Origin of the sequence: Kribbella sp. NBC_00482 (assembly GCF_036013725.1) — a bacterium.
Lineage (GTDB): Bacteria > Actinomycetota > Actinomycetes > Propionibacteriales > Kribbellaceae > Kribbella.
In genome coordinates this window covers 5,997,996-6,014,754 of record NZ_CP107881.1, presented here as the reverse complement: position 1 = coordinate 6,014,754, position 16,759 = coordinate 5,997,996, and the positions used below count along the sequence as shown (strand labels likewise).

Here is a 16,759-nt window from a genome sequence, read left to right as displayed (position 1 = left end):
CCATTGTTCCAGGTCAGGCCGTGGATCTGGGCACGGGTCAGGCGAGCAGTAGCCGGAACGGGAGCGCTCCGAGCCTGATCTCGTCGCCGTGGGTGACCATTGCGGTCTCGATCGGTACGCCGTTCACCAGCGTCCCGTTGGTCGACCCCAGGTCCCGCAGCTCGTAGCTGGTCGCGTCGATCCGCAGCAGCTCCGCGTGGTACCGGCTGACTTCAGGGCGGTCGAGGATGAGGTCACAGTCCGGTGCGCGGCCGATCCGGGCCAGGTCGAGCAGCGGAACGACGTCACCGTCCAGCCCGACCAGTGCGGGCTGTGGTCCGGTCTCCAGGGCGTCTGCGATCTCCGTCACGCCCGCGGTCCGGATGGACAGCGAGACGATCAGGTCGTCGCCCTTGTCCACGCGCAGGTTGTGCTGAGCGCCGTACCCCTGCAGCAGGTCGCCGTACTCGTCGATGACGACAGCGGACACGTGGTAGTACCCCGGCGGCAGCTGCGCGTACGCCGCTGCGCCGAGTGAGGTGGTCAGCACTACCGCGTCGTACTCGCGGTGACTGACGTCGGTGATCGTGATGAGGACCGGGCTGTTGGCCGTGAGATGTGCCTCGGCACCTGTGTCCCCCGGGGTGAACTCGACAGTGATCAGCGGGGCCGGCCGGAACTCGTCCAACCCGACCAGGCGGCCCACCGCGGGCACCGTGCCGGTGGGAATGGACAGTGGGACGTACTGACCGTGTGACCGCACCAGGACGTCGAGCTGCGGCCGCGGCCACCCGTTGCGGCGGGCGAGCAGGTACGCGCTGACCATGCCCTTGCTGAAGATGAAGGCCACATCTCCGACAACAGCCCGCACGAATCCACTGACAGGTTCCATCGACACCCCCAGTGCATCAGTATCCCGGAATCCCTACTCCGGTACGCCGCAGCTCGGTGTGCCGCCGTACGGTTGCCCGGTGACTTCTGTGCTCATCATCGAGAACGACCAAGGCAGCGGACCTGGTCGGCTGCTCGGCTGGCTGGACGACCACGGGCTCGCTCCGGTCGTCGTCCGGGCCTGGGACGGTGAACCCGTGCCCGCGAGCGTGGACGGTCACGCGGCGCTCATCATGCTCGGCGGCGGCATGCTGCCGGATGAGGACGAGCGGTCGCCGTGGCTGCCCGCGGAGCGTTCGCTGCTGCGCGACGCGCACGGGCGGGTGCCGGTGCTGGGGATCTGCCTTGGTGCGCAGTTGCTGGCGCACACGTTCGGCGGTGAGGTGCAGGGGAAGTACGGGCAGCCGGAGAAGGGTGTGACCTCCTTGACGGTGCTCCCGGCCGGTGCGGACGACGTACTGCTGTCTGGGCTGCCGTCGACGGTGCGGGCTGTCGAGAGCCACCAGGATCAGATCACGCGGCTGCCTGAGGATGCGGTGCTGCTGATGTCCAGTGAGCGGTGCACGAACCAGATGCTGCGCATCGGGCAGAGCTGGGGTGTGCAGTTCCATCCGGAGGTAGAGGCAGCGCGGGTACGGCGCTGGGAGCCGGCGCGACTGCGGTCGCTCGGGTTCGACCCGGACGCCGTGGTGGCGGATGCGGAACGGTACGCCGTCGAACTGGAGAAGACCTGGTCCACCGTGGTGGGACGGTTCCTGTCACTCGTCGGCTGATGCGGCGTTACCTTATGGGACATGAGTCTGGAGCAGCCGCCGCCCAACCACCGGGCATCCGACAACGACCGTGAGCGTGCCGCCGCCGTGATCCAGGAGGCGCACACCGACGGGCGGCTGGACTTCGAGGAGCTGGACGAGCGGCTGACCCAGGTCTACTCGGCCAAGACCCAACTCGAGCTCCGCAACGCGACCGCTGACCTGGTGCCGGTCGCTCACGGCAGCTCCCAGGAACTCACGCTCCGGGCCCGGCACAGCGCGCAGAAGCGCGAGGGCGCCTGGATCGTGCCCGAGCGCCTGACCGCGATCGCAGAGCACTCCTCGGTCAAGCTCGACTTCACCGACGCCGTCGTGCACTGGTCCGACATCTACGTCGACGCCCAGGCCATCCACAGCTCGGTCGTGATGGTCATCCCCGAAGGCTGGAGCGTCGACATCGACCAGGTCGAGGCCAACCACAGCAGCGCCAAGAACAAAGCCGTGGCCCCGCGCCCCGGCGGAGTCCGCCTCCACGTCACCGGCAAGGCCCACCACGCCAGCGTCGTGGTCCGCCACGCCCGCAAACGCCACTGGTGGTGGCCCTGGTACCGCAAGTGATCCATACCTCCTCCGCAGCCGGCCGGATTGCCGTTAGCGTTTGGCCATGAGCGCTTCGTTGGATCTGGTGGATGTCGACTCCTTGCTGACTTCGGAGGAGGTCGATGTTCGCGGGGCTGCGCGACGGTTCGCGGACGAGCGGTTGCGGCCGTCCTTGCCGGAGTGGTTCGAGGCGGGAGCGATTCCGGCGCGGGAGCTGGCGAAGGAGTTCGGGGCGCTCGGGTTCCTCGGGATGCACCTGACCGGATACGGGTGCGCCGGGCTCGGACCGGTCGCCTACGGGCTGGCCTGTCTCGAGATCGAGGCGGCCGACTCGGGCATGCGGTCGCTGGTGTCGGTGCAGGGCTCACTGGCGATGTACGCGATCTGGAAGTACGGCAGCGAGGAGCAGAAGTCCGAGTGGCTCCCCCGGATGTCCGCGGGTGAGGCGATCGGCTGCTTCGGGCTGACCGAACCGGACTTCGGCTCGAACCCGGGCGGCATGCGCACCAACGCCCGCCGCGACGGCTCCAGCGATGGCGACGACTGGATCCTCAACGGCTCGAAGATGTGGATCACCAACGGCTCGATCGCCGACGTCGCGGTGGTCTGGGCCCGGACAGACGACGGTGTCCGCGGCTTCGTCGTACCGACGTCGACGCCCGGCTTCTCCGCGCCGGAGATCAAGCAGAAGATGTCGCTGCGCGCATCCGTCACGTCCGAGCTCGTGCTGGACGACGTACGGCTGCCGGCCTCCGCGATGCTGCCCGAGGCGCGTGGCCTGTCCGGCCCGCTCGGCTGCCTGAACGAGGCCCGGTTCGGCATCATCTTCGGCGCGATGGGCGCAGCGCGGGACTGCCTGGAGACCGCGATCGCGTACGCCGGCGAGCGGATCGTGTTCGACAAGCCGCTGACGGCGTACCAGCTGACGCAGGCGAAACTGGCCGACATGGCGGTCGAGCTGAACAAGGGCATCCTGCTCGCCGTGCACCTCGGCCGGCTGAAGGAGAAGGGCACGCTGCGTCCCGAGCAGGTGTCGGTCGGCAAGCTGAACAACGTCCGTGAGGCGATCGCGATCGCCCGCGAATGCCGGACGATCCTCGCGGCGAACGGCATCAGCGGCGAGTACCCGATCATGCGGCACGCCAACAACCTCGAGTCCGTCCTCACCTACGAGGGGACCTCCGAGGTCCACCAGCTCGTGATCGGTCAGGCGCTCACCGGGCAGTCCGCGTTCCGGTGACGGCTGTACCGGCCTGGCCTGTGCGCGGCTAGGCTGCCGCGGGTGAATGCGCGGGCTGGGTTGGTCACTGCTGTCGTTGTCGTACTCGCGGCCGTCGGGATCGTCGTCGTACGACAGGCCGGCGGGAGTGACGACCTGCCGACCGCCGGCGGGACGCTGACGACTCGGACTCCTACAGCAACGCCAACCCCTTCACCCACGCCTGAGCCTCCGACACCTAGTCCGACCCGTACGACTCCGACTGTCGACTCTGTCGCTCAGATGCTCGCGGCCAAGCAGCGGGTCCTCGCCCAGAACCCGCTCTACCGCGTCGGCCGCCTGCCCGCCTCACGCTGCAAGGAGCCGTCGGTCCGCCCAACGTCGGTGGCGAACGTGCGGAGGTACTACACGGAGTACATCCGCTGCCTGGACAAGGTGTGGAAGCCGGTGATCGAGAAGGCCGGCTTCACATTCATGCCACCGCGTCTGGAGGTTTTCACCGGGAAGACCCGCACCCTGTGCGACGTGCAGGACTCTGCCGCGTACTGCGGCAGTGGCACGATCTCGATGAACGCCACGTTCGACATCGACAACTACCGCAAGTACAACAAGCTGTGGGCACGCACCACGATGGCCCACCTGGTCGCCCACGAGTACGGCCACCACATTCAGCGCCTGATCGGCATCAGCGACGCCTCCGCAACACGGACGAGCTACCTCAACGGCGTGGACGCTCACCTGCTGGAGAGCCGCCGAATCGAACTCCAGGCGTCCTGTCTCAGCGGTGTCTACCTGGGCGCCGACCGGACCTACTTCCCCGTCGCCGGCTCGTGGCGGCAGCGGTGGCTCTGGACCATCAGCCACCGTGGCGACGAGTGGGGCACGCAGCGCGACCACGGCAGCAGCAAGAGCCACAGCCGCTGGACCCGCCGCGGCTTCGACGCCGGTACGCCGTCCGCGTGCAACACCTTCACCGCATCGGCCGCCAGCGTCGCCTAGAAGGTCTTGAGCAAGTACTCACAGGGAGCGCTGTGCGTGCGTACGACGCTTCCGTCGGCCGCCTGCTCGGTCCAGTAGTCCAGCAACTGCGGACCGGACCACGGCTCGTACCCGAGCCGCTCGTACAGCGTCCGGGCCTGGTCGTTGTCGAGTCCAACGGCGATCCCGATCGCCGACCGGTTCCACTCCCCCGCCGCGATCGCCTCGGCCGCGCGGATGATCGCCGTACCGATGCCCTGCCGGCGGACGTAGGCCTGCAGGGCGTTGATCTCGGCCGGGTCCGCGTCGGCGCGAAGTTCGTCGTACTTCGAACGCCGGAGCAGAATCGTCTGACCGACGATCTTCCCGTCGCGCTCCGCGATCAGGTAGACCCCGTCGTCGGACTGCTGGGTATCCCAACGAGCCCGGATGTGGTGCTGCGCGGCCGGCTCCCCCGCCAACGCGTCGACCATCCGCTCGACGTCGGCTTTCGTGGCAGGTCTGATGACTATTTCGCGACCTCCGTCGCGCGGGACTCCCGTACGACGGTCACGCGGATCTGACCGGGATACGTGAGCTCCTCCTCGACCTGTTTCGCGATGTCGCGGGCCATCACCTGCGCCGCGATGTCGTCGACCGCGTCCGGCAGCACCATCACGCGGATCTCCCGGCCGGCCTGCATCGCGAACACCTTCTCCACACCCTCGTGGTGCATCGCGATCTCCTCGAGCCGTTCTAGCCGCTGCACGTAGGCCTCCAGCGACTCGCGCCGCGCACCCGGCCGACCGCCACTGACGGCGTCGGCCGCCTGCGTCAGCACGGCCTCGACGGTACGGACCTCGACCTCGTTGTGGTGCGCCTCGATGCAGTGAACGACGTCATCGTTCTCGCCGTACTTGCGCGCCAGCTCCGCACCGACGATCGCGTGGCTGCCCTCGGACTCGTGCGTGAGCGCCTTCCCGATGTCGTGCAGGAACGCGCCGCGCTTGCACAGCTTCGGATCCAGCCCGAGCTCGGCCGCCATCATCCCGGCGATGTGCGCCGACTCGACCAGATGCTTCAGCACGTTCTGCCCGTACGACGTCCGGTAGCGCAGCAGCCCCATCGTCCGGACCAGCTCCGGATGCAGATCGGTGATCCCGACGTCGGCCATCGCGTCCTCGGCCGCCCGCTCGCACAGCTCGGCCACCTCACCCTTGCTGCGCTCGTAGATCTCCTCGATCCGGCTCGGGTGGATCCGGCCGTCCAGCACCAGCGAGTCGAGGGTCAGCCGCGCGGTCTCCCGCCGGACCGGGTCGAAGCAGGACAGCAGCACCGCTTCCGGGGTGTCGTCGATGATCAGGTTCACGCCGGTGGTCTGCTCGAACGACCGGATGTTGCGGCCCTCGCGGCCGATGATCCGGCCCTTCATGTCGTCGCTCGGCAGGTGGACGACGGACACGACCGACTCGCTGGTCTGCTCGGAGGCCAGCCGCTGCACCGCGCCGGTGATGATCTTGCGCGCCTTCGTCTCACCCTCGTCGAGCGCCTGCCGCTCGATGTCGCGGACGATCGTGTGCGCGTGCCGCTTCGCCTCGTCCTCGATCGCCGCGACCAGCTCGGCCCTCGCCTGCTCGGTCGTCAGGTTCGCGACGCCTTCGAGGATCCGGCGGCGCTCGTCCTCGAGGTCCTTGATCTCTTGTTTGCGCTGATCCAGCTCGGCCAGCTGCGTGGTCAGCTCGCTGTGGCGTTCCTCGATCCCGCGGTGCTGCTCGTCGAGCCGCTCCTCGCGTTCGGTCAGCCGGTGGTCGCGGCGCTCCATCTCCAGCCGCTGCTCACGCAGGTCGTCCCGGATCGACTGCGCCTCCGCCTCGGCCTCCCGGCGTACGTCGGACGCCCGCTGGTCGGCATCCCGCCGTACCTCGGACGCCCGGTCCTCCGCCGCGCGACGGACCTCCTCGGCGCGCTGTTCGGCCAACTCGGCACGCGTCCGCAGTACGGCGGCGTCCTCCTCGGCCTGCCGACGTACCAGATCCGCCGCGGACTTCGCGCCTTCCTGGAGCTGAGCTGCCTCGAGTTGTGCGGCCTCAAGCTGCGCGCTCTCTCGCTGCGTGGCCTCCTGTTGGGAGGTCGAGAGGTCCACGGCCTTCCGGCGGGAGAGAGTGAGGCCGATCCAAGCCAGTAGTCCGGCGATCAGCAATCCGATCAGGGCCAGGCCAACGGACATCGCGGTCATCGGCGTCTCCCCTCTCCTTCGAGTCCCACGCGGGACTGTGGCCATCGGTCGAAGGGATCAGCCAGCCGGCCGTTCGGTAAGGCGTCACCGGGGTACGGCGGTGCCGGCGCCACCTCGGCTGAGGCGGTACCGGTGCTGCCACTTCCGGCGATGCCGACGGTGCTGCTGCGCACTCGCTGCTGCTGTGCTGCCCAGCGTGCTCGCGGTCCGCGAACCCCCGTCCGCCGACTGCAGGGACGCCGCATCCGCAGCCGCCCAGCGTTGCTTGCTCACCGTGCGTCGCCGGTTGAACCCTCGGAGACCACGATGGCCCCGCTCGTGTCCTGTCGGGCTGCTGCCGTTCAGGTATTACGCGCGGTGCCGTCTATCCGACAGCGTTTGCACGACGCCGTCGTCCTTCCTTCAGCTCGGTCGAGCGTGGTTGCGTTTTCCCGGCCGGTCGGTAGTTTCGCCAACCCGCCGTTCCACATATCCGCCACCGTACCGGTGGATTCATCCCTTCCTGATGCCGAGGCTAGGCGCGCCCCACCACCCGGTCAAGACGGACACTCACCGACGCCACCGCCGATCTCGACAAGACCACCCACCAAGGTGGTCTACTCCGGATCCCCGGGCGACCTGCGCCTGTGGCACGCTGTCGCGCCATGGGCGACTGGTACGACGTGATCCTCACCGTCGATCTCCGACCTGACACTCCCCCGGCCGAACTGGCCGAGCTCCGCTGGCATCTCGGTCTCGGCGAACGCCCCGCGGACCTGACGATCGTCACCGGCGAGCCCGGCGTCCTCGTCGACGAGGACGGCGACTGGGTCTTCGGCGAGGACGGTACGCCGATCGTCGACCACGCCAGTCGCCCCGTCGTAGTACGCCAGGAACTCCATCCCGACGAACTCGACCCAGTCGACCAACTCATCACCTGGCTTGCCCAGCACACCCGATCCGGCCACTACCTGGGCTCGATCCGCTTCCATGAAGAGGACCGGACCGAGCCCCTGGTCGTGCACAACGAACAGGTGTACCGAGGCAACACCTCGCTGAACTAGGCAAACCTCCCCAGACGTGCCGGGTCAGCTCGACCCCACCAGCCAACGTGGTCGAGCTGACCGTTCCGTGGAGCTGGTGGGCTAGCTGCTCGTGCTGCTGCCCTGCGACCCGGCCCGCTCTTCCGACTCACCGGGTGCTTCGGACGTGCCGGCCGAGGCTCCAGCGGTGGATTCAGGAGCCGCCTCAGTCGACTCGGACGCTGCCGCGGTGGGCTCGGACGTGGCTGCTTCAGTCGCTGCTTCAGTGGCTGCTTGAGTGGGCTCAGGCGGCGCCGCGGGCGCGGATTCTGTTCCCGCGGGGCTCGGAGTCTCTTCTGAGTTGTGCTTGTCGACGAAGCCGCCGACCTTCTGCTGGACTGCGTCGACCTTCTCCGCGTACTTCCCGCCGGTCTGCTTGTCGATCAGATCGCCGGCCTTCTCGACTCCGGCCTTGATCTTGTCCGGGTTCTCCTTGACGACATTCCGGAGCCAGTTCTTCGCCTGTTCCTGGAAATCGTTCATTGCACCCTCCGCGGTGTCTGGGGCGGATCGACGGAAAATCACAGCCTACGGACCGGAGCAAATACCGGCCCTACCTCGGATAACACACCGTCACGCCGCACCCGTCAACGCCCCTCGCCGCAGCCCACCCCCCGAACCCACGTCACCCTCCGTAATCCCCACTCCTACAAACCCCCGATCAGCGGGGCTCCGGACTCCGGAATGGTGGCTCGGATCGCGGGCTACTTGCTACCGAGGTGTGCCTTGGCGACGTCCGCCGGCGCGTGGACCAACCACGCGTCGAGCAACGCCTCCTCCAGGCCGGACTCAGATACCTCGTCCAGCTGGACAAGCACCGCGGCGTACCCATTGAAATGCGGAATCGTGAAGAACCCGTCCCCCGCTCGCGCCTGCAGCACGGCTTCCTTCTCCGCGAGATCCTCGACCACCAGCGCGACGATCGGCCCGCCCGGCGGCGTCTCGTCCCCGAACCGCTTCAAATCCGCCTTGCTGAACGGCCGCTCCCACGCGTACGCCTTCCCCCCGACCTTCCACGTCCGCATCCCGTGCCGAGTCGCCTCCTCGGTCCCCGGCAACCCCAAGACCACCCGCTCCACATCGCCCAAGGTCATCACCCCACCGACGCTACCGCCAGGAACTACTCGGGTTCGAGACCGGAGGAGTCGAGGAGCGGCAACTCTTCGTGGGCGGCGTCGAGCTCTTCTTTGATGACGGTCATCGCGAGGCCGCCCGGATATCCCTTGCGCGCCAGCATTCCGAGCAGCCGCCGCATCGCCACCTGCCGCTCCAGCGAACGCATCGACCGCAACTTCCGCCGTACCAGCTCGCGAGCCTTCTCCTCTTCCTGCTCAGGTTGCAGCTCCTCGAGCGCATCCCGCGCCAACTCGTCGTCCACCCCGCGCCGCCGAAGCTCCTGTGCCAGCGCCCGCTTCCCCAGCCCACGCCCGCGATGCCGCGACTCCACCCACGCATTCGCGAACGCGGCATCGTCGATCAACCCGACGTCGGTGAACCGATCCAGCACCGCGTCGGCCACCTCGTCCGGAATGTCCCGCTCCGCCAGCACATCGGCCAACTCGGCCCGGGTCCGTGGCTGTCCCGACAATTTGTCCAGCAAGATCGTCCGAGCCACCGAGTACGGGTCCGCCGCCGCTCCATCGAGCTCCGGATCCCCCGTCCCCTGAGGCTCCTCCCCAACAGGCCGCTTCCCTCGCCGCCCGAATCCCCCACCAACGCGCCGCCGCCCAGCACTCCCCCGCCCGGCCCTGCTCCGAGCCGAGCCTCCCCCAGCACCTGCCGAGCCCGCACCGCCACCGGCAGAACCCGCGGCACTCGTCGGCGGGGGTCCACCAACCGAGCCGCCGATTCGCCCGGTGGGCGCTTCCACAGGTACTCCGTTGCCGGATGCATCGGCAGGTGCTTCCGCGGATCCGGCAGTCCGTGCGTCGGTGAGTGCCTCCGGTCCGCTAGCACGTGCGTCCGTGGGTGCGTCGCTGGCCTCGGAGGCAGGTGCCTCGTCAGATGCTGCCGTTGGCGTGCTGGGGCGAGGTTGCTTCGTGCGGCTGGAAGCACGTGATGTGGTGCTCGGCGATGGGTCGTCGACAGAGGTAACGACCGGGTCTGACCACGGGTCGAAGGCATCGGCTGTGTCGAGGACGTCGCGCGAGGCTGAATCGTCGGCGAAGGCCTGCGCCTCGACTCGGCGCGCGGCGGCCTGGCTTTCGAAGGCCTGGACGGTCCGCGTGTCCTCGTCAGCCCAGGGGTCGACGGCGCCAGCGGTTCGTCTGATGGAGCCGGTACGTCGCGCCGTACTCCGCTCCGACTCCCCGCTGTCCAGGAAGTCGTCGGAGTTCTCCCACGGGTCGGCAGCGCTCGCACCACGACCCCGAGTACGACGACCTCCTCGCCTCGAGCCGACCGAGGAACCGTCACTGTCACCAGACGCACCAGTTGCGTTGCCTGCACCACCCGGACCAACATCGCCCGGCGAGGAAGCCGATCGCGCGGCATCGCGCTCCGCGGACACCTGCCGGGCCGATGTACGCCGGTACGACGTGCGCTCGGCGGCAGCTGGCTCCGTGGTGAAGGGCTCCGCGGTGGTCGCGGACGCGGTCGCCCCTTCGGCCAGGAGTTTGCGGGCCAGGGCGAGGCGTTCGTCGTGAGGTAGAGACAGCGCCGCGGGGGCAGCGTCGTCGGCAGCTGATGGCTGCCGGGGGACGCTGCCGCCCGCGGAGGGTCGGTCAGAAGTCGACATCGACCTCGGCCGCGGCTTCACCGGCCGGCTGGTCAAGGGTCGGTCCGATGCCCATCTTCTCCTTGATCTTCTTCTCCAGCTCGTTGGCCAGATCGGGGTTGTCGCGCAGGAAGTTCCGCGCGTTCTCCCGGCCCTGGCCGAGCTGGTCGCTCTCGTACGTGAACCAGGCGCCGGCCTTGCGGACGAAGCCCTGATCCACACCGAGGTCGAGCAGGCTGCCCTCGCGGCTGATGCCCTGGCCGTAGATGATGTCGAACTCGGCCTGCTTGAACGGCGGGGCCACCTTGTTCTTCACGACCTTGACGCGGGTCCGGTTGCCGACCACGTCCGTGCCGTCCTTGAGCGACTCGATCCGGCGCACGTCCAGCCGGACCGAGGCGTAGAACTTCAGCGCCTTACCACCGGTCGTCGTCTCCGGCGAGCCGAACATCACGCCGATCTTCTCGCGCAGCTGGTTGATGAAGATCGCGGTCGTGTTCGTCCCGCTGACCGCACCGGTCATCTTCCGCAGCGCCTGGCTCATCAGCCGGGCCTGCAGACCGACGTGGCTGTCGCCCATCTCGCCCTCGATCTCGGCCCGCGGCACCAGCGCGGCCACCGAGTCGATCACGACGATGTCGATCGCGCCGGAGCGGACCAGCATGTCGGCGATCTCCAGGGCCTGCTCACCGGAGTCGGGCTGCGAGACCAGCAGCGCGTCGGTGTCGACGCCCAGCTTCCGCGCGTACTCCGGGTCGAGAGCGTGCTCGGCGTCGATGAAGGCCGCGATCCCGCCGGCCCGCTGAGCGTTCGCGACCGCGTGCAGCGCGACCGTCGTCTTACCGGAGGACTCCGGACCGTAGATCTCCACCACCCGACCGCGCGGCAGACCGCCGATCCCGAGCGCGATGTCGAGCGCGATCGACCCGGTCGGGATGACCTCGATCGGCGGCCGGTTCTGCTCGCCCAGCCGCATCACCGATCCCTTGCCGCACTGCCGCTCGATCTGCGTCAGCGCGGTCGCAAGCGCCTTCTCGCGATCGGCCGCCGCGCGCTCCGCACTCGCTACACCCGCCATGTGACTGCCACCTGACCCATCTGATAATCCGGGGCCGACGCCGGCCACCCGAAGGAACTTTGTTGTCGCCAGAGAAGGTATTCGTTGCCTCGGACAGTTTTCGCCGCGACTTCGAATCTGTGGACAACTCGGCCCGTCCAACCACCTTCCGAGCACCAAAGTATCCCGAACACGTGTTCGAATCACAACTGACACGCCGAAGCTGTTCCGGCAACCATCCTGACCCAGCTGATCCTTACTCTTGCGGACGTGACAGACCGTCCCGACGTACCCGATTCCGCCGTGGTCCTCGCGATCAGCCGGGTCGAATTCGGTATCGACATCGTGCTCGACGCGCTCCGCTCCCAGGACCCGTTCGGCATCCGCACCGTCCTGGCCGAGTACTCCGCCCAGGAGAAGCCGAACCTCGCCGAGAAGGGTCTGATCCTCGCGATCGACCGGCTGCTGAAGATGAAGGTGCCCGGCCACGAGGAGTGGCCGACGCTCCCGCTGGCCAAGCGCTGCGACTGGTGGGTCGAGCGCCTCGGCGGGTTCGCCGCGGTCGTCGCCGGTCTCCCCCGGCTCAGCGGCGCGGCTGCGGACCGGCTGCCGATGAAGGACACCCTCGGCGCGGCTGTGCAGGCGATGGTCATCGGCGCGGTCTGCCGCGAGTACGGCGTGGAAGCGCATGCCGACCGTACGTCGATCATCATCCGCGTACTCACCGACCGCCCGATCACGCCGGACGAGGTCCTCAAGTACGACGACCCGGAGATCGCCGGCAAGGACGTCTCCGAGCAGTTGGGCCTCGACGAGGTCGCAACGGACATGGGGTTGCGCAAGGGCGTCCGGCTGGTCTGGCGGCTCAGCAAGCTGTTCGGCGGACTCGGCGAGGTGTTCGAGGAACGTCCACGCGGCAGCCTGGGCGCCCGGTTCGTCGGGAAGCTCCCCGGCGTGGGCGTGGTCGGCGGCTTCTTCGACGAGCGCAAGGGCATCAGGAAGGCGGCGTACGAGGCCGCAGATCTGCTGACCACCAGCGCGTTCCGGGTCAAACCGGTGTAAAAGGCTGGGACCTGCCACCGCAGTACTGGGATGATCTCCGCATGACTGGGATCGTCATCGCGCGGCCGGACGACACCTGGCCCGCGCAGTACCAGAAGACCGCGCAGGTGATCGGCGGACTGCTCGGCGAGTTGGCCCAGCGGATCGACCACATCGGCTCCACCTCGGTGCCTGGCCTGCCGGCCAAGGACATCCTCGACATCCAGGTGACGGTCGGTACCGAACCGGACCTGGACGACGTCGCCGAGCGGATGGCCGCCGCGGACTGGGAGCCCCGCCCGCCGCGGCGCGACCACCCGGTGCCAGGTCTGCCCGCGGACGACATCCAGTGGGTGAAGCGGATGCTGGTCGAGCCCATGTACCGGCGCCGGGTGAACCTCCACATCCGCGTGGCAGGGCGGGCCAACCAGCGGTACGCGCTGCTGTTCCGCGACTATCTGCGCAGTCATCCGGAGACGGCGCGGGCGTACGCCGTGTTCAAGCAGCACGCGGCCGCGCTCCGGCTCGAGATCGGCGACTACAGCGACCTGAAGGACCCGGTCTGCGATCTCATCTACCTGCCGGCGGAGGAATGGGCAGCCCGCACCGGCTGGACAATCTGAGTACTGAACCGGTGCCCGTCCAGGCAGGAGGACGCACGGTGAGCGCAGTACTACCGAGTGGTCGTTGACCCTGTCTGGCGCAGCCACCAGGCTGGTTCAGGGGTGGTTCGGGTGCGCGGAGTGGGGCGGCTGGCGGCGTTGCCGTGCGGCAAGGTGTCCAAGTGGATCGTGCTGGCACTGTGGATCGTCGCAATAGGGGTGTCCTTCAGTCCAGCGGGCAAGCTGACCGGTGCGCAAGAGAACGACTCTGTCTCGTGGCTGCCCGGTAAGGCCGAGTCCACCGAGGTCTTGAAGGCGACCGAGCAGTTCTCGTCCCCGGACGAGATTCCGGCTGTGCTGGTGTACGAACGCTCGTCCGGTATCACTCCCGCCGACCAGCAAGCGGTCGCCCGACAGGTGGCGCAGTACGGCGACCTGCAGGACGTCGACCGTGACGTCATCGGGCCGATCCCGTCGGAGGATCGCAAGGCACTCCAGGTGCTCGTACCGATCAACGCCGGCTCCGGAGGCTGGGAGACCATCGGTGCGCGTGCCGACGACATCAGGCGGATCGCGGCGGACCGGCCGGACGGACTGTCCTTCCACGTGACCGGACCGGGCGGATTCGCCGCCGACTCGCAAGAGGCCTTCGCAGGTATCGACGGCAAACTCCTGTACTCCGCTGCAGCCGTAGTGATCGTCATCCTTCTGCTCACCTACCGGAGTCCTGTGCTGTGGCTGCTGCCAGTCCTCGCCGCAGGTGTCGCACTCTTCGCCGCGCAGGCCGTCATCTACGTCTTGGCGACGCGCGCCGACCTGACCGTCAACGCCCAGAGCGCAGGCATCCTGACAGTCCTTGTGTTCGGCGCGGGGACGGACTATGCCCTCTTACTGATAGCCCGCTACCGCGAGGAACTCAGGAAGCATCAGGACAGGCATGAGGCGATGGCATTCGCTCTGCACCGGTCCGGCCCCGCGATCATCGCATCAGGATCCACAGTGGTAGCAGGCATGCTCTGTCTGCTGTTCGCCTCGATGAACTCCACCCGCGGGCTCGGTCCGGTCGCAGCAGTCGGCATCGTGGTCGCACTGCTCGCCATGCTGACCTTGCTGCCCGCGCTGCTCGTCATCTGTGGTCGTTGGGTGTTCTGGCCGCTCCGTCCGACGTACGGATCGGATGACCACACCGAGACGAGTGTCTGGGGTCGCATAGGCCGACGGATCGCCGTACGGCCGCGGCTGACCTGGATCACCACGTCCGTACTCCTGGGCATCGCCGCCCTCGGCATGCTGACACTCGACGCCAACGGGCTGTCCAACGAGGAGTCCTTCGTCGGTACGCCGGACTCCGTAGTCGGAGAGAAGACCGTGGCCGCCCATTTCCCGGCCGGCGCAGGCAACCCGCTAGTCGTGGTGAGCAAGGCTGACAAGGCCGCGGAGGTCCGTACGGCGATGTCCTCGACGCAAGGCATCGCTGCAGTGGCGGAGCCGCGGGTGGCCGGCGGACTGGCGTACCTCGAGGGCACCATGACCGACGCGGTGGACACGCAGGCCGCGAAGGACACCGTCGATCGTGTACGGGCGTCCGTCCACGCAGTGCCGGACGCCGACGCGCTCGCCGGCGGTGGTGCCGCGATCCTGCTGGACACGCAGCGCGCGTCCGCTCACGACAACAAGCTGATCATCCCGGTGGTGCTCGCGGTGGTGCTGGCGATCCTCGCACTGTTGCTGCGGGCACTGGTCGCGCCGGTGATGCTGGTGGCAACCGTCGTACTGTCGTTCGGCGCGGCGCTCGGGATCAGCTCACTCGTGTTCAAGGCACTCGGCTTCGAGGGTGCGGACACGTCGTTGCCGCTGTTCGTCTTCGTCTTCCTGGTTGCCTTGGGCATCGACTACAACATCTTCCTGATGACGCGCGTGCACGAGGAGGCGAAGACCCACGGCACCCGGCGCGGAGCGCTGATCGGAGTGGCCGCGACCGGCGGGGTGATCACGTCGGCCGGACTCGTGCTGGCGGGGACGTTCGCGGTGCTGGCGACGCTGCCGGTGGTGGCTTTCGCGGAGATCGGCATCGCGGTCGCGCTCGGCGTACTGCTCGACACCATCGTCGTCCGCGCCGTACTGGTCACGGCGCTGAACCTGGACATCGGCCGACACCTGTGGTGGCCGAGCCGACTGGCCCGTCAGCGCGATCCCGGGCCGGCCGACAGCCTCCCCGAGGGTGAGTCGACGCTCACCAGAACCTGATCGAGTGGGCTGTCAGCGTTCGCTGGCGGGGAGATTGAGGTGCTTCCAGACGGCCCGCCAGACGAACTTGGCGGCCTCACCGTCGGCCAGGGCCTCGACGACCGTGCGGCCGCCGAGCTCCTGGACCACCTGGGTCTCTGCCCAGGTCCGTGCATACGCGGTCCCGAGATGGTGATCCATCCGGGACCAGAATTCCGTCAGTCTCATGCCTGCCCGTCATTGTCCTTCGGCGGCGGTCCCCAACCGCCCTGCTGCCCCTGCTGAGGCGCCGACGGACCACCCTGCTGGCCCCAACCACCCTGCTGCGGCGGCGGCTGCTGACCGTAACCCTGCTGCTGCTGACCAGGCTGCTGACCCTGGCCAGGCTGCTGTCCCCAACCGCCAGGACCCTGCTGAGGCGGCTGCTGCGAGCCCCACTCCCCCTGACCCTGCTGAGGCTGCCCAGGGTACTGCTGCTGCCCAGGCTGCTGACCCTGCGGCGGCTGACCCGGGTACTGACCAGGCTGTCCCTGCTGACCGCCGTACTGACCGGGCTGTCCCGGGTACTGCCCACCGGGACCCTGCTGGCCGTACTGACCGGGCTGGCCCGGGTACTGACCCGGCTGGCCGCCGTACTGACCCGGCTGGCCCGGGTACTGCCCCGGGAACTGCTGGCCGTAGCCCTGCGGCCCCTGCTGCGCCTTGCGGCTACGCAGGATGAAGAACACCGCAGCGCCGATCGCCAGCAGCACGAGCACGATGATCAGGATCAGTGCCCACATCGGGAACCCGCCACCGGCCTCGGAGGTCAGCGAGATCTTCCCGAGCTTGTCGAGGCTGTCGTACGTCGCCGTACGGCCGCTGACCTTGGCGCCGCTGTCGTGCTCGAGGATCTTGCCCGGCATGGTGACCTTGAAGTTCACCTCAGGCTGGCTGCCGCCAGACGGCAGGTTGCTGCTCAGATCGCCGGCATCGACCGTCACCTTGACCTTGTCGCCGTCCTTGGTGAGGCCGACGCCTTCGCCGCTCGAGCTGCCCATCTTGTCGAACGGCACGTTCTGGAAGGTGCAGTTGGAGCCGACGTACTTGTCGTCCTCGTACGACTTGCACTCGACGCCCTGCGTCGCAGTCGACTTGATGCTGCTCTCGATCTGCTGGCGGATCTTGTCGAGGGACTGGCCGCTGGACTGCAGCAGCTGCTTGTCCACCCCGATCTTCATGTTCCCCGAGACCGTCTCGTTCGACCCGACCTTCAGGTCGGCGTCGAGCTTGACGCACCCGGTCAGCCCGACCAGGCACGCCACGACGACGAGGGCTGCACGTACGCGGTTCATCATGCCGCCGATCATTCCAGACGAAGGGGACAACCGGCGCACCGGACGGAAAAGCACCTGCTCACGGTGGGCGATCGGGCGGCCCGCG

General features: G+C 68.2%; 18 protein-coding genes. 8 read left to right on the top strand and 10 right to left on the bottom strand.

Annotated elements, in window-relative coordinates; genetic code table 11:
- Window positions 1-37: 37 nt before the first annotated feature.
- Window positions 38-871, bottom strand: a complete 834-nt coding sequence (locus tag OHB24_RS29220) for an FHA domain-containing protein (RefSeq protein WP_327634064.1) — start codon at window positions 869-871, stop codon at window positions 38-40.
- 79 nt (window positions 872-950) lie between these two features.
- On the opposite strand from OHB24_RS29220, the gene OHB24_RS29215 reads away from it, so the two are divergent.
- The 4 genes from OHB24_RS29215 to OHB24_RS29200 are packed head-to-tail and all read left to right on the top strand — an operon-like array spanning window position 951 to window position 4,440.
- Window positions 951-1,643, top strand: a complete 693-nt coding sequence (locus OHB24_RS29215; RefSeq protein WP_327634063.1) for a type 1 glutamine amidotransferase — start codon at window positions 951-953, stop codon at window positions 1,641-1,643.
- Between the two features lie 21 nt (window positions 1,644-1,664).
- Window positions 1,665-2,240 carry a DUF1707 SHOCT-like domain-containing protein gene (locus OHB24_RS29210; RefSeq protein WP_327634062.1) on the top strand — a complete coding sequence of 192 codons (576 nt, stop codon included), beginning with the start codon at window positions 1,665-1,667 and terminating at the stop codon, window positions 2,238-2,240.
- A gap of 46 nt (window positions 2,241-2,286) precedes the next feature.
- A complete protein-coding gene (locus OHB24_RS29205) occupies window positions 2,287-3,462 on the top strand; it encodes an acyl-CoA dehydrogenase family protein (RefSeq protein WP_327634061.1) in 1,176 nt (391 codons plus the stop codon).
- 42 nt (window positions 3,463-3,504) lie between these two features.
- Window positions 3,505-4,440, top strand: coding sequence for a neutral zinc metallopeptidase (locus OHB24_RS29200; RefSeq protein WP_327634060.1), 936 nt, complete (start codon window positions 3,505-3,507; stop codon window positions 4,438-4,440).
- Here the strand turns inward: OHB24_RS29200 and OHB24_RS29195 are convergent.
- The 3 genes from OHB24_RS29195 to OHB24_RS29185 all read right to left on the bottom strand — a co-directional run bounded on the left by OHB24_RS29195 (window position 4,437) and on the right by OHB24_RS29185 (window position 6,907).
- Window positions 4,437-4,892, bottom strand: a complete 456-nt coding sequence (locus OHB24_RS29195) for a GNAT family N-acetyltransferase (protein ID WP_327634059.1) — start codon at window positions 4,890-4,892, stop codon at window positions 4,437-4,439. The genes OHB24_RS29200 and OHB24_RS29195 overlap by 4 nt on opposite strands.
- A gap of 35 nt (window positions 4,893-4,927) precedes the next feature.
- Window positions 4,928-6,634 carry a ribonuclease Y gene (gene rny / locus OHB24_RS29190; RefSeq protein ID WP_327634058.1) on the bottom strand — a complete coding sequence of 569 codons (1,707 nt, stop codon included), beginning with the start codon at window positions 6,632-6,634 and terminating at the stop codon, window positions 4,928-4,930.
- Between the two features lie 84 nt (window positions 6,635-6,718).
- Window positions 6,719-6,907, bottom strand: coding sequence for a hypothetical protein (locus tag OHB24_RS29185; RefSeq protein WP_327634057.1), 189 nt, complete (start codon window positions 6,905-6,907; stop codon window positions 6,719-6,721).
- 371 nt (window positions 6,908-7,278) lie between these two features.
- Between OHB24_RS29185 and OHB24_RS29180 the strand changes: the two genes are divergently transcribed.
- Complete coding sequence (locus OHB24_RS29180) at window positions 7,279-7,677, top strand: hypothetical protein (RefSeq protein ID WP_327634056.1); 399 nt, start codon at window positions 7,279-7,281, stop codon at window positions 7,675-7,677.
- 81 nt (window positions 7,678-7,758) lie between these two features.
- Here OHB24_RS29180 and OHB24_RS29175 read toward each other — a convergent pair whose 3' ends face one another.
- The 4 genes from OHB24_RS29175 to recA all read right to left on the bottom strand — a co-directional run bounded on the left by OHB24_RS29175 (window position 7,759) and on the right by recA (window position 11,489).
- On the bottom strand, window positions 7,759-8,178 hold the full coding sequence (locus tag OHB24_RS29175) for an antitoxin (RefSeq protein ID WP_327634055.1): 420 nt from the start codon (window positions 8,176-8,178) through the stop codon (window positions 7,759-7,761).
- A gap of 221 nt (window positions 8,179-8,399) precedes the next feature.
- Complete coding sequence (locus OHB24_RS29170) at window positions 8,400-8,789, bottom strand: MmcQ/YjbR family DNA-binding protein (RefSeq protein ID WP_327641118.1); 390 nt, start codon at window positions 8,787-8,789, stop codon at window positions 8,400-8,402.
- 26 nt (window positions 8,790-8,815) lie between these two features.
- Window positions 8,816-9,310, bottom strand: a complete 495-nt coding sequence (locus tag OHB24_RS29165) for a regulatory protein RecX (protein WP_327634054.1) — start codon at window positions 9,308-9,310, stop codon at window positions 8,816-8,818.
- Window positions 9,311-10,418: 1,108 nt separating this feature from the next.
- Window positions 10,419-11,489: a recombinase RecA gene (gene recA, locus OHB24_RS29160; RefSeq protein WP_327634053.1), complete on the bottom strand. Its 1,071-nt coding sequence runs from the start codon at window positions 11,487-11,489 to the stop codon at window positions 10,419-10,421.
- 249 nt (window positions 11,490-11,738) lie between these two features.
- Here recA and OHB24_RS29155 point away from each other — a divergent pair, with 249 nt between their 5' ends.
- From OHB24_RS29155 to OHB24_RS29145, 3 genes are all read left to right on the top strand, one after another.
- Window positions 11,739-12,530 (top strand): hypothetical protein, encoded by a 792-nt coding sequence (locus OHB24_RS29155; RefSeq protein ID WP_327634052.1) that lies wholly within the window; start codon window positions 11,739-11,741, stop codon window positions 12,528-12,530.
- A 41-nt stretch (window positions 12,531-12,571) separates the two neighbouring features.
- Window positions 12,572-13,132 (top strand): GrpB family protein, encoded by a 561-nt coding sequence (locus OHB24_RS29150; protein ID WP_327634051.1) that lies wholly within the window; start codon window positions 12,572-12,574, stop codon window positions 13,130-13,132.
- Window positions 13,133-13,243: 111 nt separating this feature from the next.
- Window positions 13,244-15,358 (top strand): MMPL family transporter, encoded by a 2,115-nt coding sequence (locus tag OHB24_RS29145; RefSeq protein ID WP_327634050.1) that lies wholly within the window; start codon window positions 13,244-13,246, stop codon window positions 15,356-15,358.
- 12 nt (window positions 15,359-15,370) lie between these two features.
- Here the strand turns inward: OHB24_RS29145 and OHB24_RS29140 are convergent, their stop codons facing one another.
- Window positions 15,371-15,565: a DUF3046 domain-containing protein gene (locus OHB24_RS29140; RefSeq protein ID WP_327634049.1), complete on the bottom strand. Its 195-nt coding sequence runs from the start codon at window positions 15,563-15,565 to the stop codon at window positions 15,371-15,373.
- Window positions 15,562-16,674 (bottom strand): LppM family (lipo)protein, encoded by a 1,113-nt coding sequence (locus OHB24_RS29135; protein ID WP_327634048.1) that lies wholly within the window; start codon window positions 16,672-16,674, stop codon window positions 15,562-15,564. The genes OHB24_RS29140 and OHB24_RS29135 overlap by 4 nt, the downstream gene beginning before the upstream one ends.
- Between the last annotated feature and the right edge of the window lie 85 nt (window positions 16,675-16,759).